The sequence below is a fragment of the Burkholderia sp. WP42 genome, from assembly GCF_000745665.1.
GTDB lineage: Bacteria > Pseudomonadota > Gammaproteobacteria > Burkholderiales > Burkholderiaceae > Burkholderia > Burkholderia vietnamiensis.
The window spans coordinates 1-20,008 of sequence record NZ_KN050727.1 but is presented as its reverse complement, the minus strand read 5'-3'; the positions used below and the strand labels follow the sequence as shown (position 1 = coordinate 20,008).

The window sequence follows — 20,008 nt, the reverse complement described above, 5'->3', positions numbered from 1 at the left end:
GGTGGTGCGTTGAGCGGGATATGTAACGGGCAAGCGGGACGCTCGCGCCGGCGGCGTCGACGCGAAGCGCGGCGGGCGGTCGCGCTGCATGCGGCGTGACTGGCGGCGGCTAATGCAATCCGTGCCGCCAGCGCCGCTCATGCCACCCGTGCCGCTCGTGCGATCCACGGCGCGGGGCCGCCAATGAATGCGGCCGGTGCGACTCGTGCCCCGCGACCACCCGCATCCGCCCTCAGCCCACACGCCCCATCCGACACCGCACGCGAGCACGTACGCCGCGATCAGCGCGGGCTGGTCCAGCCCTTGTAGCTTTTCACGTTGTCGCGCGTGACGAGCGTCGGCTCGATCAGGATCATCGGGTTGGCCGGCTTCTGGCCGTTCATGATGCCGTAGCCGACGTTCACCGCCTGTTGCGCCATCGCCCACGGGTCCTGGCTCGACGACGCCTGCACGAGCGTGTTCGACTTCAGTGCGACCTCGATGTCGGGCGCGCCGTCGACCGACGTGATCACGATGTTCGGGCGGTTCAGTTGCTTCGCCGCGAGATCGCTGCCGATCGCCTGCGGATCGTTGATCGTGAACACGCCGTCGAGCTTCGGAAAGCGCGTCAGGTAGCCTTGCATCGCGTTCATCCCGCCTTCGCGCGAGCCCTTGCCGTCCTGGTCGCTCGACAGCAGCTTGATGCCCGGGTTCTTCGCGAGCACGGCCTTGCAGCCGTTCACGCGGTCGATCACGGCCGACACCTGCGGGCCGTTCTCGATGATCACGTTGCCCTTGCCGTTGAGCTTCTTCGCGAGGTAGTCGCACGCGAGTTCGCCGGCCTTCACGTTGTTGGTCTGCACGGTCGCGTTCGCGCCGGCGGCCGCGACGTCGACGGCGACCACCGTGATGCCGGCTGCCTGCGCCTTCTTCACCGCCGGCTCGATCGCCTTCGGATCGGTTGCGTTCAGCAGGATCATGTCGACGTGCGCGGAGATGAAGTTGTCGATCTGCGTGAACTGCTTGTTCAGATCGTAGTCGGCCGACACCGCGGTGACTTTCGCGTTCGGATTGATCTGCTTCGCGCGCGCTTCGGCGCCCTTGACGATCGTGACGAAGTACGGGTTGCCGAGCGATCCGACCGTGACGCCGATCGATTTCAGCGGCTTGTCGGCCGCGTGGGCGGCGGCGGTGCCGAATGCGAGCGCGCAGGCGACGGCGGTCAGGGCGGCTTGGTGCTTGAACATGTCGTTGTGTCTCCGAAGGTCCGTTGGCGGTCGGGCGCAGGAGGACCTGCCTGCGCCCCGATGGTTGAACGGGAAGGGCGGCTCAGGTGCGGGCCGAGTCGCGCTGGCGATAGCGGTCGAGCGCGACGGCGCCGATGATCACGAGCCCCTTGATGATGTACTGCCAGATGTCCGATACGCCCAGCAGCACGAGGCCGTTGGTCAGCACCGCGATGATCAGCGCGCCGATCAGCGTGCCGACGATCGAACCGACGCCGCCGACGAAGCTCGTGCCGCCGAGGATCACCGCGGCGATCGCGTCGAGCTCGTACGACTGGCCGAGCTGCAGGCCGTTGGCCGCGTAGAGCCGGGCGGCCGACATCACCGCGCCGAGCCCGGCGAGCAGCCCCGACGCCGCATAGACGAACAGCTGGATCGCGCGCACGTTGATGCCCGACAGCCGCGCGGCTTCCGGGTTGCCGCCGACCGAGTAGATCCGCATCCCGAGCACGGTGCGGCGCAGGATGAACCACGACAGCGCAATCACCGCGCAGGCGATCACGACGAGCCAGGGCACGCCGAGTACCGTGCCGTTGCCGATGAACGCGAACGGCAGTTGCGGGTTGAAGATGGTCGTGTCGTTGCCGATCAGGCGCGCGACGCCGCGCACGGCCGTCATCGCGCCGAGCGTGACGATGAACGGCGGCAGGCGCAGGAACGAGATCAGGCCGCCGTTGATCGCGCCGAACGCGAGGCCGACGGCGAGCGCGATCGGCACGCCGAGCCAGCCCCAGCCGGGGATCGTCGACGCGAGCAGCGCGGCGACCGCCGACGCGGCCAGCACCGAGCCGACCGACAGGTCGATGCCGCCCGTCAGGATCACGAACGTCATGCCGGCGGCGAGCACGATGTTGATCGACGCCTGCTGCGTGACGATCGACAGGTTCTGCAGCGTGAAGAAGCCGTCGGTCAGGAAGCCGAAGCCGATGCACAGCACCAGCAGCACGGGCAGCATCCCTGCCGTGCGCAGCAGCGACTGCATGCGTGCGCGATGATCGGCGCCGCGCAACAGCGGCGTGCGGGTGGCGACCGGTTGGGCCGCCGCGGAAGCGAGGTTCCGTTGCTTGGGCTGGTTGATCATGTCGGTACCTTGGATGAAGGAGTGAGTGAGGGCCGCGGTCAGTGCGCGTCGGCGAGTTCGGCCTGCGAGCCGGTCGCGAGCGCGATGATCGCTTCCTGCGTGATCGGCGTGTGCGTGTGGCCGCCGAGTTCGCCGGCGATTTCGCCTTCGCGCATCACGAGCACGCGGTCGGCGACGCCGATGATCTCCGGCAGCTCGCTCGAGATCACGATCACGCCGACGCCCGCGCGGGCCAGTTCGTTGATGATCCGGTAGATCTCGGACTTGGCGCCGATGTCGACGCCGCGCGTCGGTTCGTCGAGGATCAGCACGCGCGGCTTGGTCTCGAGCAGTCGCGACAGCAGCACCTTCTGCTGATTGCCGCCCGACAGCGCGCCGACGTTCACGTTCGCGTGCGGCACGCGGATCGACAGCGACGCGATCGCGTCGCGCGCGCGCTCGGCGCCGCGCGCGAGATCGAGCGTGCCGAGCCGCGCGTCGCGGTTGCACACCGAGATGTTGATGTTGTCGCGCACGCTCATGTCGAGGAACAGGCCCTGGCGCTTGCGGTCTTCGGTCAGATAGACGAGGCCGGCGTCGATCGCATCGCGCGGCGAATGTGCGCCGAACGTGCGCTCGCCGAGCTTCACCTCGCCGCGCGTGCGCGGCTCCGCGCCGAAGATCAGCCGCGCGAGTTCGGTGCGGCCCGCGCCGACCAGCCCGGCGATGCCGAGCACTTCGCCCGCGTGCAGGTCGAGGCTGCAGCCGCGCACGCGCTCGTCGTCGGCGATGTCGCGCACCGACAGCAGCAGGTGGCCGGGGTCGTACGGCGCGTGTTCCTTCTTGTAGAAGCCGGAGATGTCGCGGCCCACCATCATCGCGACGAGCCGGTCGGCCGACAGCGCCGCGCGCTCGAGCGTGCCGACGTAGGTGCCGTCGCGCAGCACCGACACGCGGTCGGACAGCTCGTAGATCTCGGCCATTCGGTGGCTGATGTAGATGATCGCGAGGCCTTCCTCGCGCAGCTGGCGGATCAGGCCGAACAGATGTTCCGTTTCGCGCGACGACAGCGGCGTCGTCGGTTCGTCCATCACCAGAATGCGTGCGCGGGTATGCACGGCGCGCGCGATCTCGACGAGCTGCTGCTCGGCGATCGACAGCGTGCCGACCAGCGTGTCCGGCCCGAACGGCGCGCCGAGGCGCGCCAGCACGTCCTGGCAGCCGCGCGCCATCGCCGCGCGGTCGATGGTGCCCCAGCGCCGGTTGCCGCGGCGCAGCTCGCGCCCGACGTAGATGTTCTCCGCGACGGTGAGGTTCGGCGCGAGGCACAGCTCCTGATAGATCACCGCGACGCCGGCATCGCGCGCGGCGAGCGGGCCGTCGACGTCGATGCGCTGGCCGTCGATCAGGATTTCGCCGCCGGCGTCGGCACGATACGCGCCCGAGAGGATTTTCATCAGCGTCGACTTGCCCGCGCCGTTCTCGCCCATCAGCGAGTGGATCTCGCCCGGATAGACGGTCAGGCTGACGTTGTCGAGCGCGCGCACGGCCGGGAACGTCTTGCTGATTCCGCGCATTTCGAGCAGCGGCCGCGGCGACTCAGATCGCGACATGGTTGACCTCCTGCGATTCGATGCGGGCGCCCCTGAGGATGCCGGCCCGCGGGGAGAAGTTGAAGTACATCGGCAGCGTCGCGGCGCCGATCGCGCCGGCGTCGGCGCCGAACGTGCCGCGCACGAGCGTCGGCGTGCCGCGCGCTTCCGGAGCGGTGGCGACGAGCGCAGCGCGCAGGCGGCTGGTCAACGCGTCGAGCAGGCCCGCGTCGGTATCGGCGTCGAGCACGACCACCGGCGCATCGACGACGCACAGCACCGCACGCAGTGCCGGTGCGAGCGCATCGACGCAGTCGTCGATCCATTCGGTCACCGCCGGCAGGCCACGGGCGATGCACGCCTCGAGGTCGGCGCGGCTTTCGACCGTCTCGCCGTGATGGCGCAGATGGCGCACCAGCGCATGCAGCGACGCGCGCGCGAGCAGGATGTCCCACGGCCCGCGTGGCGGCGGCGCGGAGGCGAGCCGGCTCGGCAGCACGGGGATCACGGCGATGTCGCCGGCATTGCCCGTCACGCCGCGCAGGCAGTCGCCGTCGATCGCGATGCCGCCGCCGATCGCCGGGCCGATGAACAGATAGACGAAGTCGTCGCACTGGCGGCCGTACCCGTAGAACAGTTCGGCGATGGCGGCCGCGTTGCCGTCGTTCTCGCCGAACACGGGCAGCGACACCGTGCGCCCGAGGTCGCTGGCGAAGTCGACGTCTTCCCACGCGCGGAACGTGTCGGGCGCCAGGCCGAGCTCGCGCATCCACGCGCCGAGGTTGTACGGCTGGGCGACGCCGATGCCCGCGAGCCGCGCGCGTTCGTGCGCGGGCAGCAGAGCCTGCATCGCGTCGATGTCGTGGCGCACGATCTCGATGACTTCGGCGGGCGGCGGCAGCAGGGTGTAGTGCGAACGGCGGCCGAGTACGTCGCCGGCGAAATTGACGAGCGCCGTCTCGATGCGCATGCGGTCGAGATGGACGCCGATGCCGAACGCGCCGCGCGGATCGAGACGGATCAGCGACGCCGGCTGGCCGCGCTGGCCTTCGGTGCGCCCGGCGAATTCGATCAGCTTCGCGTCGGCGAGCGACGCGATGATGCTGCCGACGGCCGTGCCGGTCATGTTCGCGAGTCGGGCGAGATCGGCTTTCGACGCGCTGCCCGCGCGGCGCAGCGTCTTCAGCAACAGGCGCTCGTTGTAACGGCGCACGTTGGCCGAGTTGCTGCCCTGACCGATGTGCGGGCTTCTCATCGCGTCTCCTTCCATGTCGCACCGGTGTCGGCGCATTAAATAAATCATGTTGATTTATTTAACCGCGTGGACGGCGTCATGTCAGCCTAGGGAAATCCCGGTTTTTCTTGGTGACGAGAGTGGGGGCATGCGGGAGAGGGCGGTTGCCGGCGCGTTACCGCGCGGATGCGACGCATGCCGGGCGGCTGGTCGCGTCGTGTCGGCGCGATCGGGAATCGTGGTTCAGGGAGCAGAAATGAAAAAAGGCCGGCTAAAAGCCGACCTTTTCGAAAACAGATGGTGCCCAGGAGAGGACTCGAACCTCCACGATGTTGCCACCGCTAGGACCTGAACCTAGTGCGTCTACCAATTCCGCCACCTGGGCACGTTTCGCTTGCTGCGATGCGAAGACCGCTATTCTAGCGTGTCTGAGAGATCTGTCAACAGAATTTGAGGTCGCGAACGATAATATTTTTCGGATGAAATTTCACGGCGGTGCAGGGTGAAGTTGCCGCGCATCACGCCGCTGGATGAATCGCGCCGCATGCGCGTGGCTTCCCCCAGCCCGTGCACTTGGCGAGCCCATCGAATCGCGCGCGGAAAATAAAAAAGGCCGGCTAGAAGCCGACCTTTTCGAAAACAGATGGTGCCCAGGAGAGGACTCGAACCTCCACGATGTTGCCACCGCTAGGACCTGAACCTAGTGCGTCTACCAATTCCGCCACCTGGGCACGTTTCGCTTGCTGCGATGCGAAGACCGCTATTCTAGCGTGTCTGGGAGATCTGTCAACAGAATTTGAGGCTGCGAACGATAATATTTTCCGGATGCGATTTCACGATGGTGCAGGGTGAGGTTGCCGCGCATCACGCCGCTGAACGAGTGCACCTGGCGATCTCATCGAACCGCGCGCGGAAAATAAAAAAGGCCGGCTAGAAGCCGACCTTTTCGAAAACAGATGGTGCCCAGGAGAGGACTCGCTTTCGTAACCTATGCTATTGTTTTTAAATAACATTATATGAACGGAGTGGGGGCGGTGTACTAGATGATGTACTAAATTGCAGTTGAAACGCGGGGTGCGTACGACAGATCTCAAGTCCATCCACGTAGCTACAGGAGAGCACCGGCGCCCAGTTATTTTGTTGCGTTGACGCTACATGAGAAGTCCATAGCCGGCTTATGCGTCAGGGTGCAGGGGCTACCAATGTCGGACGGGACTATCAATGCGGCCCTCAGGACTATAGTGTATTCGGGGCATGAAATGACCGGACATGGGTTCGGAGCTACTGGCCGCACCTGATTCGCGAGCGCCTGGGCTTCGACAAGGAAATCGTTGACGGCACCTTGCCCATGGCAGCGACGAGGAACCAGGAGACGCATATGACCGGGCCCAATTCTTCGATCAGCGACGACGGATGAGCCAAGACTGGGCCGACTACCTGGACCAGCTGGCATCCGAAGAGAGCCAAGGCGATCTCGTACTGTTGTCCATACCGGGTGGGGAAACGGACAAGCAAATCCACCCAACCTCTAGACGTCGTCTAGGCGAGACCAGAAGACGCTAAACTAGCGCTGCATCTTCGAGATGACGACTACAAAACTGCCGCGGTCGACGTAGTCCCTGATAGTCGCCCCTGAACAATTCGTTTTTCCCTCGGCGGCATCACGCCGCCTATGGCGTAACTGTCCGACCGTTGAGCAAGACGGCAAGAATCAGAGCGTAAAAAAGCCTCAGCTTCCGAAGGATCATCTGCACGTTGCGGCCGGCACCCACAAACAGTTCTTCGACGGTGGCTTCGCCCAGCCGCTTGCGCCAGCGCGTCAGGCTCGACGGATCGATCGCGGGTCTGGTCTGCAAGTACGTCTCGCCGGTGAGCACCTGCCAGTACGGGTTCTCGAGCCATTGCCAGACCACCGCTTCATCCGACAGATCGAATGCATGTTGCAAGTACAGCGAGGCTGCAATCAAACGCGCCGAACTAACACCATTCGGACCTCGGAGCCTTACTGCATAAGCCTTCGCGGATTGTTCAGGGCCGGTTCATTACCCGATCTTGGCGTCATTGAAGCGCCGGATCAAAATTTGACCCTGCCACGTGGCCCCACCTATCTCACGCAGCGATGTTTACGACTTAGAGTCGCTAACACAACCTGGACATCCAGCCATGAACGCCATATCCTGGCGGCATGTCCAGACGAAAAATCAGCAACGAATTATGGGTGGCGCTGGAATCGTTGATTCCGATGTTCACGCCGTCACCCAAAGGCGGTCGTCGTCGCGCGGTTGGCGACCGGGCTGCACTGAACGGCATCCTGTATGTCCTGCACACGGGTATCCCTTGGGAAGACCTGCCACAGGAACTCGGTTTCGGTAGCGGCATGACTTGCTGGCGACGCTTGCGGGACTGGCAGGCCGCGGGCGTGTGGGACAAGCTGCATCTGGCAATGCTTCGCCGGTTGCGCGAGCATGACCAGATTGATTGGGGACGGGCGAGCGTGGATGCGGACAGCGTTGCCAGCCCCCGGGGGGCCAGGAAACCGGCCCCAACCCAACGGACCGTGGCAAGCTCGGGACGAAGCGACACCTCGTCGTAGACGCCCGGGGCGTTCCCCTGGCGATCACGGTCACCGGCGCCAACCGGCATGATTCGATGGCATTCGAGCGCACGGTTGATGCGATACCTGCGGTACCGGGCCTGAGCGGCCAGCCCCGCAAACGCCCGGACAAACTGCATGCGGACAAGGGCTACGACTTTGCCCGCTGCAGGCAGTACCTGAAACAGCGAGGGATCACGGCGCGCATTGCCCGGCGCGGAATAGAAAGCAAGGAACGGCTGGGACGGCATCGCTGGGTGGTCGAGCGCACGCACGCCTGGTTTGCCGGCTTCGGCAAACTGCGCATTCGCTTCGAGCGACGTCTCGACATTCACGCTGCGTTGCTCTCCCTTGCTACTGCCGTTATCTGTTCGCGCTTCGTGGATGACTTGTGTTAGCGCCTCTTAGGCTAATGCTAAGTCGCCCTTTTGATACGCCAGCAATTGCAAATCGGCTATTATCATTTCAGCTGCGCGCTCTGCGATCATAATTGTCGGCGCATTCGTATTGCCGCTGACGATATGCGGCATGACAGAGGCGTCAGCGACACGCAGATTGGCCACGCCCCATACACGGAGTTCAAGATCGACAACCGAACTTTTCAGAGACGGCCCCATCCGGCAGGTTGAGGTGGGATGAAATATCGTTACACAATTGCTCCTGACGAACTCGGCGACGTCGGTGAGATCGGTGATCGACGGTGAAATATTGCGGGCGATCTTTCTTAGAGACGGTGCTTCAAAGAAGGTCATACCCAGCTTCACTGCTTTGACCTGTGCATCGAGGTCCCCTTTTGCCGTCAAATAATTCCCTTTCAATCGCACCGTATCAGCCGCAGTGGCACCGCTAAGGAGTACTTCGCCACGCGACTCCGGGCAGACATGACCCACCTTGAGCGAAATGCCGTCAGGAATCTCGGCTGTTTGCGTCGCATTTTGGGAACGTTTGCCCTCGTAGAAAGGAAATACGAACAGCTGTGTATCTATTCTGCCATCTTTGTCTATGTCGAAATAGCCGCCGCCCTCAAGCACGTTTGATGACACGACTCCATCGTGATTGAATGCCAACCACTCGATCCCGTTGGCGATCTTTCTAAGTCCTTTGGACTCCCGCAGGATGCTACGGATTCCTGGTGTTTCGGCAGTCAACGAGACCATCAGATGGTCCTGGTAGTTTTGGCCTACCTGCGGGCTGTCAACCTTGACCTTTATCCCGAATTTCGCCAAATGTGCAGCCGGACCAATTCCGGATAGCATCAACAGCTTGGGTGTTTCGATGGCGCCAGCGGTTACGATGACTTCCTTGTTCGCGACCACTTCCGTCTGTGACCCGCCTTTGCGGGAATAGCTAATCCCGACAGCGCGCCCATTTTCGATCTGGATCTTCTCAGCGACAGCATCGGTGATCAGCGTGAGGCGGTTGTTTTTGATGACCCGATACAAATACGCGCGAGCGGTGCTACCCCGCTTACCTTCATGAATCGTGCACTGCCAGAAGCCAACACCTTCCTGTTCGGCCGCTCCGCTCATGTCAGTGATGTAGGGGAAGCCAAGTTCTTGCCCCGCGCGGATGTAAGCCATTGTGAGAGGGTGCCGGTAGCGATGCTCGCTCACCCACAAATAGCCGTCGGTTCCATGGTTCGGCGCTCCGAGCGTCTCGTTTCGCTCAGAGCGGATAAAATACGGTAATACATCGTGATGGGCCCAGCCGGTGCATCCATAGATTCTTTCCCAATCGTCATAGTCGTGAGCTGTCCCACGGCAGTAGACCATGCCGTTGACCGAGCTGCCACCTCCCAACACCCGACCCTGATGTATGTGAATGGCGGGAACTCCGTTGTCAGGGTCAGCTTCGCTAAGATAGTTCCATGAGTACTTTTGAGCGTTCCGCATCCCTGCAGGCATGTGGATGAACATATCTTTGTCCATCGGACCCGCTTCAAGTAACAATACGCTAGCTTGAGTTTCTTCAATCAGTCGTGTCGCGATAACACATCCAGCGGACCCGCCTCCAACAATGATGTAGTCGTATGCTTCCGGCACGGCAAAATCTCCAGGTAAGTGCTGTTTTTGATTGTGTCGCTATGTTACGTGTCGACACGCACTGCGCTGGTTCGCCGAAGGTGCGGACCAGCAACGTCCGATGTTTGAGCCCGTCAGGATTTCAGATGTTTAGACGGGAGGCTGTCAAGGAGAAGCGTCTTTGTCTCCAAGTAAGGCATCAAGCCCTCAATGCCGCCTTCTCGACCTATTCCTGATTGCTTGAAGCCGCCGAAGGCTATTCCGAAGTCGTTGCGGAATCCATTGTGCGCGACCGTTCCCGTCCGCAGTTGGCGTGCGACCGCATACGCGCGGTCTACGTCATTGGTAAATACGGCGCCGCTAAGACCATAGACCGTATCATTGGCCATCTCAATCGCTCGCGCTTCACTTTCGGCCGGGATGACCGCCAGAACAGGACCGAAGATTTCTTCCTGAGCCAGTACCGACCCGTTATCGACGTTGCCGAACACCGTGGGCTCAATAAAATAGCCACGAGGGAGATGAGGGGGGCGTCGACCACCGGCAGCTAGCGTGAAGCCGGCCTCTTTACCCTTGTTGATATAACTTTCCACTCGCTCACGTTGTCGGAACGTAGCCACGGGGCCCATCTGTGTTTCTGGATCGAAGGGGCTACCGACTTTAACTGCTGAGTAAGCTGCTCCAAGCGCATCCAGGAATTGGTCATGGCGAGACTTGGGAACGATGATGCGGGTGAGAGCTGCGCAGACCTGACAGGTCATTTGCGTTGCCGCCGCGGCAAGTATCTTTGCGGCAGTTTCTACGTCGTAGTCTTCAAGAATTACTGCGGCGGACTTGCCACCCAGTTCAAGGGTAAAGCGCCCGACGCGTTCGGCCAATACGGATGCAATGTGCTTGCCCACCGCGCTCGATCCAGTGAACGTGATCTTGTCGATTGATTGGTTACGTACCAGCGCATCCGAGGCATCCCGGTCGGCAGTAACGACATTTAGCACGCCCGCTGGCAGGCCGACATCCTCAGCGGCTTCGGCCACGATCAACGCCATGCCTGGCGCCTCTGGCGATGACTTCAAGACCACAGTGCAGCCTGCTATCAGTGCCGGTGCCAACTTGTAGGCAATGAGCATGGCCGGGGCGTTCCATGGAATGATCGCACCAACTACGCCGACGGGCTCCCGGACTAACAGTCCCTTGCCGACGCCGGAGCTGGTCTGATGCTGTTCTTCAAAACCGAATGATCCGCCCAGAGTCGCGTAGAAATCGTAAATGTCTGCGATTCGCGGCATATGGGCCTGGGCGAATGCCGACGTGACACCCATTTCGTTTGGCCATATCTCTGCCATGTCACCTGCGCGAGCCCTCAGTCTTTCGGCGATTGCATGCAGGTATTTTGCCCTCTCAGCATGCGAAAGACTTGGCCAAGGGCCGTGATCGAACGCAGCGCGAGCGGCAGCCACGGCTTTGTTTATGTCACTCCTTCCGGCCTCGGCAACCGTAACGTAGACATCCTCGGTGTGTGGAGCAATAACTGAGAATTTCGCGTCCGAACTGGCATTGATCCATTTTCCGCCGATGAAAAGTTTATCGGGATGCCTAAGAGGCGGGGATGATGCATTGGAATTAATTGCGCTAATTGTCGGCATCACTTCATCTTCCGTATTTGGGAACATTCAATATTTCTGTTCTGTGTTCCCTGTATCTATGGATATTCTGGACGAATGGCTTACGGCATCTTCTTTCAGGAAGAAATCGCCACGTCCACCCCGGCCGCGCCATACGCCGTCGAATCGTACGATCGCGCCGGACACGAGCGACGACACCACGTATGCAGGCGGAATTGAATATTAAAATCCGCGGGCGCCTTCAGATCGAGCGGCGCGACGCGGCGTTCGCGGTGCATGAAGTCATCGGCATTGATGCGGGTGCCCGGCCGCGCGATTTGCACGATACCGCGCGAATGTCGGTGAGCAGCATCGTGCAGAGGGGCGCGGGAGGGAGCGCGCTGAACTCGATCACGCGTCCGCCAGAGAGAGGATCTCGTTTCATCGCTATTTCAGTCAGGCGTGAGAGGCCATGCGTCGACCGGCGAAGAATACGCACACCGACGACAGCACGAAGAAAATTGCCACCACGATCATGCCGGCGGCGAGGCTATGCGCCTGCTGCTGCACGCGGCCGATTATCATCGGGACGACCCAGCCCCCAGGATCGCGCCGAACGAGCTGATAATCGCGATCACGGCGGGTTTGGCCTTTGCAGGCAGATACGTTTGCGGAATCGACCAGAAGATCGCCAGTGACGCGTATACCCCAATATTGGCCAACGCGAAACCAAAGAGCGCGACGGCGAGCGTGCTCGACATTGCGACGGTGGTGTAGCCGGCCGCTGCGATCAGCATGGAGGCCACCGTGTGCAGCACGCGCTCCTTGCTACGATCCGAGCGGCGCGACAGGAACGTCATGCCCACTATGCCAGCGAGCGGCGGCAGCGCGGTAACAAAGCCGATGATGCTGAGCGGCACGCCCGTGTGATGCAATATCTGCGGAAGCCACGCGCCGACCGTCGCGTTGCCGGAGAATATGCCGACATATCCAAGTGTCAGTACCCACATCTCAGGGCGGCGCAGCAGTGTCATGACGCCCGATGGCATGCCGTGAGCGGACGGCGCGTCACCGCTTTCGAGTTGTTTCGCGAGCCAGATCTTCTCGTCGCTCGAGAGCCACTTTGCCTGATGTGGCCTGTCGGTCAGATAGAACGCACCGAAGATGCCGAGCATCACGGCGGGCAATCCTTCCAGCAGGAATAGCCACTTCCAGCCCGGCACACCCCATGCGCCGTCGAGTTGCATGATCGCACCGGACACGAGTGACGAGACCACGTACGCGGCCGGGATCGAGTAGGAAAACATCGCGTTGTAGCGCGCGCGATGCTGTTGTGGAATCCAGTAGCTCAGAAACAGAAAGACGCCCGGGGTCAGTCCGGCTTCGGCGATTCCGAGAAGCGCGCGCACCGTATAGAAGCTGCGCGGTCCGGTGACGAACGCCATTGACATGGTCACCAGACCGAACAGCATCGCGATTCGCGTGAGCGTGATGCGCGCGCCGAACCTGGCAAGCGCCAGGTTACTCGGGACTTCGAATAACGAGTAGCCCAGAAACAGGATGCCGACACCGACGGCATACATTTGAGGCGTGAGACCCAGTTCCTTGTTCATCGAAAACGATGCGAAGCTGAGGTTGCCGCGATCCAGCACGGATACCACGTAAAGCGCAATCAGGTACCACATCAAGCGTCGCCCGACACGCGACACTACTTGGGTGCCGTCGACATCGGAGTTCGCCAAAGCGGCAACCCCTGGCGCCGGGGACGCAACAGGGGACCGAGACGACAGGCTCATATTTATCTCCTTTGGTCGTGTTCTATATTTGGGTGGGCCAATTTGGAGGGTCCAATGTATAGCGAGTTTGCGGAATGTCAAAGCCCGGGAAATCCCTGGAGGTCATGTACCACTGTTGGGGAATCGTGATTGAATCACGCGATGTACAAGAAAATATCCATTATTATCATAATGATAGTGGATTTCTCTCAGGTTGGGTTAACCCTGGAATCAGGCCGATATGTCTAACCAAAACGTCTCCCCTCAAGCAAAATTGGTAGTTGACCACCTCCGAATTATTTATATAATTGGTCCCACCAATTTGGCTACCAACGGAGACGGTCATGCTTTCCCACGAAGACAACGAGACCCTGGTGCGTGTTGGCCCCGGCACGCCGACCGGTCAATTCATGCGCCTTTACTGGCTGCCGTTCCTGCCGTCGTCGGATCTGACCGTCGACGGCCAGCCGCAGCGCGTGCGTCTGCTAGGCGAAGATCTGATCGCGTTTCGCGACAGCGAAGGGCGGGTCGGTCTTGTCGATCATGTCTGCCCGCATCGCGGCGCGCCGCTGGTGTTCGGCCGCAATGAGAACTGCGGATTGCGCTGCGTCTATCACGGCTGGCAGTTCGGCGTGGATGGGCAGGTGATCGATACGCCCGCCGAGCCCCCAGAAAGCCGGCTCAAGGACAAGGTACGCATCAGGAGCTATCCGTGCCGCGAACGCAACGGCATCGTTTGGGCATACATGGGTGAGGCCGATGCAAACGCGCTGCCGCCGCTGCCGAATCTCGAATGGAATATGGTGCCGCTGGAGAACGTGCACTTCAGCTTCCGCGTGCAGGAATGCAACTGGCTGCAGGCGGTGGAAGGCGAGATCGATTCGGCGCACGCGCCGATCCTGCATGGCCGCATCGACTCGCAAGGCGCGATCAACGAATGGACCGCCAAGCGCGATCTGCGTCCTGTGTTCGAGTGCCAGCGGCGCGAGTTCGGTATCAGCATCGCGTCGCGCCGGGTACTCGACGACAGTCACCACTACTGGCGCGTCAACCAGTTCCTGTTTCCGTTCTACACGCTCGTGCCGCCGCAATCGAAGTATCCGGAACTGAGCGGCCACGCATGGGTGCCGATCGACGACGAAAACACACTGTGTCTGATGTTCTCGTACACGCCGGCCGCGCCGCTCTACGAAAAGACCCGCAAGCTGTTCGAAGACGGCCACGCGGGACGCGAGACCGGCCACGCGAGTGCGCACGCGTTCGCGCCGCGACCGGTCACGCAGCCGTATGCGAAGTACTGGACCCGCTTCAACCTCGAATCGGCTTTCCAGTTCAATTACGACGCGCAGACGAAAACCTGGTTCTCCGGCCTGCCGGGCTTGTGGGTGCAGGACGCCGCATGCCAGTCGGGCGTTGCGCCGATCTACGACCGCCGCAAGGAAAATCTCGGCATCAGCGATACGGGCGTGGCGATGACCCGGCGCCTGCTGCTCGAAAACGTGCGCAAGTTGGCGTCTGAACGTGTGTCACCGGTGCGGGTGGACGATCCGGATCTCTGGATGGTGCGCGCGGTGTCGTTGACGTTGCCCGCGGGCGCGCCCTGGCAAAGCGACGGCGCTGAACACATGCGCGCGCGCCTCGGCGCCGATTTCGGCTACACGCCCTGAGCGGCCGCTTGCGAGAGTTCGACATCATGTCTCAGCACAACGCCGATCGCATCGACGTCCGTCTTACGCAGATCCGTCTGGAAGCGGACGACGTGGCGTCATACGAATTCCGGCCCATCGACACGCCAGTTTTGCCGGCCTTCGAAGCTGGCGCGCACATCGACCTTTATCTGCCCGAGAACCGTGTGCGCAGTTATTCGCTGGTCAACGATCCGCATGAGCGGCACCGTTATGTCATCGCCGTGCAGCGCGAGGCAACCGGCCGCGGCGGCTCCGCGTGGATGCACCGCACGCCGCGGGTCGGTGACCGCTTCACGATCGGCGCACCGATGAACGATTTTCCGCTGTGCGAAGCAGCACGGCAATCGGTGTTCATCTGCGGCGGTATCGGCATCACGCCGATCGTTTCGATGATCAGGCGTCTCGAGCGCACCGGCGCATCGTGGCAATTGCACTATGCCGCGCGCGAGCGCTCACGTGCGGCGTATGCAGACGATCTCGCGCAGATCGACGAAGCCGGCTCGCGCATTACCATGCATCTGGAAAGTGAAGGTGGACGGCTCGACTTGCGGCGCGTGGTGGAACGCGCGCCCGCGGACGCTCACCTGTATTGCTGCGGACCGCGCGGCATGGTCGACGCGTTTATCGAAGCATGCGCGTCGCGGCCTCGCGCGCAGGTGCACTTCGAACGTTTCGCGGCCGCGAACGAATCGGCAACGGCCGGCGGCTTCGACGTGGTGCTCGGGCGCGACGGCAGACGTATTCCGGTCGCGCCCGGGAAGACGATTCTCGACACGCTGCTGGATCACGGTGTCGACGTCCAGTACGCCTGCTCGGCCGGGGTGTGCGGCACTTGCCGCACCGGCGTGATCGACGGCGTGCCCGATCATCGTGACGATTATCTGACCGACGAGGAGAAGGCGGGGAACCGTGCGGTGATGGTGTGCTGTTCGGGGTCGTTGTCGCCTACGTTGGTGCTCGATCTCTGATCTTCAAACCGAACACGAATCACTGATAGAAGGTGCGCCGCGCGCATCGACGAGGAGACTTCATGCTTTCCAGACTGGTCAACGAATTTCCCGAGCACGAGCCGCGTCCCGCCAATGCGCCCAAGGCGCTCGCCGGCATTCGCGTGGTCGACTTCACTCACTTTATCGCGGGGCCGTTCGCGACGATGATGCTGGCCGACATGGGCGCGGAGGTCATCAAGATCGAAGCGCCGGGGCGCGGCGACGAGTTCCGTTATTACCCGCCGGCTCATCCCGAGGACGCCAGTATCGGCGGCCCCTATCTCTGGGCGAATCGCAACAAGCGCAGCATTGCGCTCGATCTGAAATCGGCGGAGGGACGACGCATCGCGCGCGAACTGGTCGCGACGGCGGACATCGTCGCGGAGAATTTTTCGACCGGCGTGATGGAGCGCCTCGGTCTGAGCTACGAAGCCTGCCGCGAGCTGAATCCGCAGGTGATCTACTGCTCGGTGTCCGCTTATGGACGCGAAGGTGCGTTCGCGGACCGGCTGGGATTCGACCCGATCGCGCAGGCCGAGAGCGGATTCGTGTCGATGAACGGCTATCCGGATCGCCTTGGCGTGCGTGCGCTGTCGCCGGTAATGGACATCAGTACGGCAATGATGGCGAGCAATGCCATGCTCGGCGCGCTGGTCGCACGCGAACGCACCGGCAAGGGCCAGGCTGTCGAGGTTTCGCTGTTCGACAACGCCGTGCTGATGACCGGCTACGCGACGGTGCAGCATCTGTTCACCGGCGAGGAGCCGCGCCGCCACGGCAACACGAGTCCCGATACGTGTCCGTCGGGCGTTTTCAAAGCGGCGGACAAAGCGTTCTACATCAATTGCGGTAACGACAAGATCTTCCATCGGCTCGCCAACCAGGTGCTGGAGATGCCTGAACTGGCCGCCGACCCGGTGCTTGCCGATCGCAACGGCCGCATCGCGGGGCGCGACGAACTGTTTCGTATCCTCGACGAAGCGTTCATTCGCCACCCTTGGGCGCATTGGCAGCAACGCATGCGGGCCGCGTCGATCCCGTGCGGCGAAGTACGTACGGTCGGCGAGGCGCTGCGTTCGCCGGAAGCACGCGAGCGCAAGCTCGTAAGCCGTCTTGAACATCCGGAGCTCGGCTGGCTGCCGAATATCAATCTGCCGTTCCGCTTCAGCGAGACGCCGATCGACGATCCGTCGCCCGCGCCGCGCGTGGGCGAACACAGTCGCTCGATCCTTACTGAAGTGTTGGGTTACTCCGGCGACGGTGCGGATGCGCTGTTGCAAAGCGGCGCGGTGTATAGCTGCAATCAGGTGGTTGCCGCCGCGGGCGGTGCCGAGGTCCCCACATCATGACGGAGCGCACGCTGCGAGGGCAGATCGCGGTAGTGGGCGTCGGCGAGAGCGAATACTACCGTGCCGGCCGCGCGCCGGACCCGGAATTCAGGCTTCTGCTCAAGGCGGTGCTGGCGGCGTGCCGCGATGCGGATATCGACCCGGCGGACATCGACGGCTTCGCCTCGTTCGCCGACGATCGCAACGACGCGGTGCGTATCGCCACGGCGCTCGGCGTGAAGCGCTTGCGCTCCACGACGATGCAGTGGGGCGGCGGAGGCGGCGGCTGTGCCGCGGCGGTGGCCAACGGCGCGGCCGCGATCATGAGCGGCATGGCGCAGTGCGTGCTGGTCTATCGCGGACTCGCGCAGGGGCAGTTCGGCCGCTTCGGCCAGGCGGCGCCGCGCGCGACCATCTCTGGCGAGATGGCGTATCAGATGCCGTATGGCGTGCTTGCGCCGCCACAGAAGTTCGCGATGAAGGTGCAGCGTTTCATGCACGAACACGGCGTGCGCCGCGAAGCGCTGCGCGCGATCGCGCTCGCGTCCTATCAGCACGCGCAGGCCAATCCGCGCGCGGTGATGCACGGCAAACCGCTGACCGCCGAAGCGTACGACGCATCGCGCTGGATCGTCGAGCCGTTTCGTCTGTTCGATTGCTGCATGGAGAATGACGGCGCGGGCGCGTTGCTGCTGGTGGCAGCCGAACGCGCGAAGGACTTTCCCCATCGGCCGGTGTATCTGCTTGGCGCGGCGAGTGGCGGTGACTGGCGAGCGGCCGCCTCGCCGCACAACGCGCCCCATTACGCGAGTGCCAACTATAGCGGCGTTTCAGGCGATTTGTACCGGATGGCGCGCGTGTCGCCCGCGGACGTCGGCGTGGTGCAGAGCTATGAGAACTTCACCGGAGGCGTGGCGATGGCGCTGAGCGAGCACGGGTTTTTCCATCCCGACGAAGCCAACGATTTTCTAACGCCGGAGAATCTCGTCGCGCCGTCGGGCAAGCTGCCGCTCAACACGAGCGGCGGCAATCTTGGCGAATGCTACGTACACGGCTTCGAGCTGGTGATAGAAGCGGCACGCCAGGTGCGCGGCGAGTCGACCAGTCAGGCGGCGCGACACGACGTGGCGCTGGTGATCGGCGGCCCGATGGTGACGCCGGCAAGCAGCCTGCTGTTCGGATCGGAGGCAACGCTATGACGGATTCATCCGCTTCGCCGACGTATCTGCCCGCCGGACTTCCCGCGCCGGTGCCCGAGCCGGACGGCTTGTCCGCGCCGTATTGGGACGGGTTAAGGGAAGAGAAATTGCGCGTGCAGCGTTGCGCGCATTGCCACACGTGGCAATTCGGGCCGGAGTGGATCTGTCACGGGTGCCGTACCTTCGACCCCGCGTGGCTTGAAGTGGCGCCGCGCGGCCGCATCTTCAGCTGGGAGCGCGTCTGGCACCCGTCGCACCCGGCGCTCGCTCAAGCGACGCCGTATCTCGTGGTGCTGGTGGAATTGCCGCACGCGGGTCATGTGCGCATGCTCGGCAACCTGCTCGGCGATCCCCGTCAGCCGGTCGAAATCGGCGCGGCGGTGACTGGCGTGTTCGAACATCATGCCGACGCCGCGACGCCTTACAGTCTGCTGCAATGGCGGCTTTCGACGTGAAAGTATCCAAAGGTTTAGGGCAAAGCTGATCAAGTCCACCGCAGAACTGCTCCGAGCGTTATAGATCGGGGTGGATAAGGAAGGCAGAACAGGATGAAGCAGCAGACGTTGGCGATGGCAGCTGATGAAGGTGCGGGTTTCGAGACACACCGCAAGCGAACACGGCGCGATGAGTTTCTCGATACGATGAATGCAATTCTGCCGTGGACTGAGTTGTGCGCGGTGGTCGAGCCGCATTACCCGAAGCGCGGCAATGGCCGCCCGCCGATTGGTCTGGAGCGCATGCTGCGAATCCATTTCATCCAGCACTGGTTCAACCTGGCCGATTTCGCGTGTGAAGAGGCGCTTTACGATAGTGCCAGCCTGCGTCGCTTTGCGAGAATTGATCTGGGCTGCGAGGCGGCACCAGATGCCACCACGCTGCTCAAATTTCGTCGTCTTCTCGAAACCCACAAACTGGGCGAGAAGCTGTTTGCCGAAGTCGGCCGGGTGCTGCAGGCGAGCGGCATGAAACTCAAGAGCGGCACGATCGTGGACGCCACGATCATCGGTGCGCCGAGTTCGACGAAGAATGAGCAGAAGTCGCGCGACCCCGAGATGCATCAGACGCGCAAAGGCAAGCAATGGTACTTTGGCGCGAAGCTGCATATCGGCGTGGACAGCCAGAGCGGCCTGGCGCACAGCGCAGTGCTCACGCCGGCCAACGTGCATGACAAGCATCCGCTGCCACAATTGCTGCACGGACAGGAGCGGCGGGTCTACGGTGACAGCGCATACGCCAGCCAGAAAGCGCTGATCCACAGCAAAGCGCCGAAGGCGCGCGACTTCACGAATCAGCGCACCCGTCGCGCGGGTGAAGTCGATGAGGTGCAGCGCGGCAAGAACCGCCACAAGTCGAGGATCCGTGCACGCGTGGAGCATGTGTTCGCGGTGGTCAAACGACTGTGGGGCTTCACGAAGGTGCGCTACCGCGGGTTGGCGAAGAATGCGAACCGGGCCTTCGTCGCTTTGGCGCTCGCCAACGTGTACCTGTCGCGCACGCGATTGATGGCGCAGTTGCGCCCGTAATGGGCGAAAGGCGGGCAAAACGCCCGCGTGCAATGCCCGCAAGGGCCAAAAGCAAAGGAGTGACGGTCGGCTTCACGACCTGAACACCTCCACATCGCCAACACGCCGCCAATTCAGCTGCTTGTTCAGCGTAGCCTTAG

General features: G+C 62.5%; 15 protein-coding genes, 2 tRNA genes and 1 pseudogene. 7 read left to right on the top strand and 11 right to left on the bottom strand.

What is annotated here, in order from left to right; translation table 11 throughout:
- Window positions 1–281 precede the first annotated feature (281 nt).
- The 7 genes and pseudogenes from EX20_RS29200 to EX20_RS29165 form a co-directional block, all read right to left on the bottom strand.
- Window positions 282–1,226 (bottom strand): ABC transporter substrate-binding protein, encoded by a 945-nt coding sequence (locus tag EX20_RS29200; RefSeq protein ID WP_034195561.1) that lies wholly within the window; start codon window positions 1,224–1,226, stop codon window positions 282–284.
- A gap of 82 nt (window positions 1,227–1,308) precedes the next feature.
- Complete coding sequence (locus EX20_RS29195; protein ID WP_011884653.1) at window positions 1,309–2,346, bottom strand: ABC transporter permease subunit; 1,038 nt, start codon at window positions 2,344–2,346, stop codon at window positions 1,309–1,311.
- A 38-nt stretch (window positions 2,347–2,384) separates the two neighbouring features.
- Window positions 2,385–3,938 (bottom strand): sugar ABC transporter ATP-binding protein, encoded by a 1,554-nt coding sequence (locus tag EX20_RS29190; RefSeq protein ID WP_014722957.1) that lies wholly within the window; start codon window positions 3,936–3,938, stop codon window positions 2,385–2,387.
- On the bottom strand, window positions 3,925–5,172 hold the full coding sequence (locus EX20_RS29185) for an ROK family protein (RefSeq protein WP_034195560.1): 1,248 nt from the start codon (window positions 5,170–5,172) through the stop codon (window positions 3,925–3,927). Before EX20_RS29185 ends, EX20_RS29190 begins: the two co-directional genes overlap by 14 nt.
- 277 nt (window positions 5,173–5,449) lie before the next feature.
- Window positions 5,450–5,536 (bottom strand) — tRNA-Leu (locus EX20_RS29180).
- Between the two features lie 259 nt (window positions 5,537–5,795).
- Window positions 5,796–5,882: transfer RNA gene (locus tag EX20_RS29175), tRNA-Leu, on the bottom strand.
- A gap of 1,044 nt (window positions 5,883–6,926) precedes the next feature.
- Window positions 6,927–7,130, bottom strand: a pseudogene (locus EX20_RS29165) (transposase); the annotation flags it as partial.
- A 206-nt stretch (window positions 7,131–7,336) separates the two neighbouring features.
- Here EX20_RS29165 and EX20_RS31585 point away from each other — a divergent pair.
- Window positions 7,337–8,142, top strand: a protein-coding gene (locus EX20_RS31585) for an IS5 family transposase (protein WP_131929128.1) whose coding sequence is annotated in 2 segments (ribosomal slippage) — window positions 7,337–7,667 and window positions 7,667–8,142 — 807 coding nt in all. Because the reading frame shifts where the segments join, the coding sequence is not laid out codon by codon here.
- Between the two features lie 6 nt (window positions 8,143–8,148).
- Here EX20_RS31585 and EX20_RS29155 read toward each other — a convergent pair.
- From EX20_RS29155 to EX20_RS29140, 4 genes are all read right to left on the bottom strand, one after another.
- Window positions 8,149–9,786 carry a GMC family oxidoreductase gene (locus EX20_RS29155; RefSeq protein WP_072465530.1) on the bottom strand — a complete coding sequence of 546 codons (1,638 nt, stop codon included), beginning with the start codon at window positions 9,784–9,786 and terminating at the stop codon, window positions 8,149–8,151.
- A gap of 113 nt (window positions 9,787–9,899) precedes the next feature.
- Window positions 9,900–11,435: an aldehyde dehydrogenase gene (locus EX20_RS29150; RefSeq protein WP_269321577.1), complete on the bottom strand. Its 1,536-nt coding sequence runs from the start codon at window positions 11,433–11,435 to the stop codon at window positions 9,900–9,902.
- Between the two features lie 68 nt (window positions 11,436–11,503).
- Entirely contained in the window at window positions 11,504–11,710 is a 207-nt protein-coding gene (locus EX20_RS33105) for a hypothetical protein (protein WP_034195556.1), read from the bottom strand.
- A gap of 237 nt (window positions 11,711–11,947) precedes the next feature.
- A complete protein-coding gene (locus EX20_RS29140; RefSeq protein WP_231572308.1) occupies window positions 11,948–13,051 on the bottom strand; it encodes an MFS transporter in 1,104 nt (367 codons plus the stop codon).
- 434 nt (window positions 13,052–13,485) lie between these two features.
- Here EX20_RS29140 and EX20_RS29135 point away from each other — a divergent pair, with 434 nt between their 5' ends.
- From EX20_RS29135 to EX20_RS29110, 6 genes are all read left to right on the top strand, one after another.
- Window positions 13,486–14,808, top strand: coding sequence for a Rieske 2Fe-2S domain-containing protein (locus tag EX20_RS29135; protein WP_034195555.1), 1,323 nt, complete (start codon window positions 13,486–13,488; stop codon window positions 14,806–14,808).
- A gap of 26 nt (window positions 14,809–14,834) precedes the next feature.
- Complete coding sequence (locus tag EX20_RS29130; protein ID WP_034195598.1) at window positions 14,835–15,797, top strand: PDR/VanB family oxidoreductase; 963 nt, start codon at window positions 14,835–14,837, stop codon at window positions 15,795–15,797.
- A 62-nt stretch (window positions 15,798–15,859) separates the two neighbouring features.
- A complete protein-coding gene (locus tag EX20_RS29125; RefSeq protein WP_034195554.1) occupies window positions 15,860–17,167 on the top strand; it encodes a CaiB/BaiF CoA transferase family protein in 1,308 nt (435 codons plus the stop codon).
- Entirely contained in the window at window positions 17,164–18,345 is a 1,182-nt protein-coding gene (locus EX20_RS29120; protein WP_034195553.1) for a thiolase C-terminal domain-containing protein, read from the top strand. Before EX20_RS29125 ends, EX20_RS29120 begins: the two co-directional genes overlap by 4 nt.
- Window positions 18,342–18,800, top strand: a complete 459-nt coding sequence (locus tag EX20_RS29115; RefSeq protein ID WP_034195552.1) for a Zn-ribbon domain-containing OB-fold protein — start codon at window positions 18,342–18,344, stop codon at window positions 18,798–18,800. Before EX20_RS29120 ends, EX20_RS29115 begins: the two co-directional genes overlap by 4 nt.
- Before the next feature lie 93 nt (window positions 18,801–18,893).
- Complete coding sequence (locus tag EX20_RS29110) at window positions 18,894–19,868, top strand: IS5 family transposase (protein ID WP_034194679.1); 975 nt, start codon at window positions 18,894–18,896, stop codon at window positions 19,866–19,868.
- Window positions 19,869–20,008 lie beyond the last annotated feature (140 nt).

What these genes read in the sequence shown, in the direction of transcription:
- EX20_RS29200 (WP_034195561.1), bottom strand. Translation starts at nt 1,226, where the DNA reads ATGTTCAAGCACCAAGCCGCCCTGACCGCCGTCGCCTGCGCGCTCGCA.
- EX20_RS29195 (WP_011884653.1), bottom strand. Translation starts at nt 2,346, where the DNA reads ATGATCAACCAGCCCAAGCAACGGAACCTCGCTTCCGCGGCGGCCCAA.
- EX20_RS29190 (WP_014722957.1), bottom strand. Translation starts at nt 3,938, where the DNA reads ATGTCGCGATCTGAGTCGCCGCGGCCGCTGCTCGAAATGCGCGGAATC.
- EX20_RS29185 (WP_034195560.1), bottom strand. Translation starts at nt 5,172, where the DNA reads ATGAGAAGCCCGCACATCGGTCAGGGCAGCAACTCGGCCAACGTGCGC.
- EX20_RS29150 (WP_269321577.1), bottom strand. Translation starts at nt 11,435, where the DNA reads ATGTTCCCAAATACGGAAGATGAAGTGATGCCGACAATTAGCGCAATT.
- EX20_RS29140 (WP_231572308.1), bottom strand. Translation starts at nt 13,051, where the DNA reads ATGTGGTACCTGATTGCGCTTTACGTGGTATCCGTGCTGGATCGCGGC.
- EX20_RS29135 (WP_034195555.1), top strand. Translation starts at nt 13,486, where the DNA reads ATGCTTTCCCACGAAGACAACGAGACCCTGGTGCGTGTTGGCCCCGGC.
- EX20_RS29130 (WP_034195598.1), top strand. Translation starts at nt 14,835, where the DNA reads ATGTCTCAGCACAACGCCGATCGCATCGACGTCCGTCTTACGCAGATC.
- EX20_RS29125 (WP_034195554.1), top strand. Translation starts at nt 15,860, where the DNA reads ATGCTTTCCAGACTGGTCAACGAATTTCCCGAGCACGAGCCGCGTCCC.
- EX20_RS29120 (WP_034195553.1), top strand. Translation starts at nt 17,164, where the DNA reads ATGACGGAGCGCACGCTGCGAGGGCAGATCGCGGTAGTGGGCGTCGGC.
- EX20_RS29115 (WP_034195552.1), top strand. Translation starts at nt 18,342, where the DNA reads ATGACGGATTCATCCGCTTCGCCGACGTATCTGCCCGCCGGACTTCCC.
- EX20_RS29110 (WP_034194679.1), top strand. Translation starts at nt 18,894, where the DNA reads ATGAAGCAGCAGACGTTGGCGATGGCAGCTGATGAAGGTGCGGGTTTC.